Below are 805 nucleotides of genomic sequence, written 5' to 3' on the forward strand. Positions count from 1 at the left end.
ATGAATGAAAAAGCTGTCTGCAACCTTACTGACACTCATTTTTTTATTGGTATTTTCCATCCCTGTATCCGCAAATCCAGCAGAGTCAGACTCACACGGCTTAGAACCCTTTAAGGATGCTAGTACAAAAAGCGAATCGGAAATTGACGGTTATTTAAAACAAATGGGCTTTACTGACGAAGAATTAGGTTTCACTCCATTGGAATTAAAAAAGGACATTGCGAGTAACGGTGGCACTAAGATAAAAATTGAAGAGTTAGACCCTGAAGTTGTCATTAAAGATGAAAATGGCAAAACAGTCGCACCATCTGATAAAATTTCTACTCAAGATGTAAAAGATGGAATCTTCAAAATGTACGGATATGCATTTAAACTCGAATCTCCGAACAGTAAAGAAAATGCCTACCATGTTTATGCTTTTTATAACTGGGAAAGAGGTCCTTTGGCTTATTACACTGATACATTGGCAATGGCTTGGCAAAGTAAAGTTACTCCTTATCGTTCTCCATATAGTGTCCATAACTGGAGAAGCGGATCGCACCTTTATCAGTACGAAAACCAACTACAGAAACAACAAATTGAGGGTGACGCCTTCGAGGTAGATGTTTTAGGATATCCAGATCCGCAAGATGGATTTGCCAGACAAGAAGTAAGAGCTCCTAAATCACTAACTGGCCAAACAGGCGCAGTGGAGATTGCTTATGCTCACAAGACTATTCCTGGTGTGGCATTGGCAATACTTAACTATTTCAGCATAGACTTCTCTGGAGCAGGACAACAAGAGTACCAAGACAGATTCAATTTT

The 805-nt window shown here is 39.4% G+C and carries 1 protein-coding gene; it reads left to right on the forward strand.

The features are described from left to right. Window positions 1-163: 163 nt before the first annotated feature. Window positions 164-805 (forward strand): hypothetical protein (locus GRP75_RS28410; RefSeq protein ID WP_160791052.1); only part of this gene is annotated, 642 nt, incomplete at its 3' end.

The organism is Paenibacillus sp. OT2-17 (assembly GCF_009827695.1).
Lineage (GTDB): Bacteria > Bacillota > Bacilli > Paenibacillales > Paenibacillaceae > Paenibacillus > Paenibacillus polymyxa_B.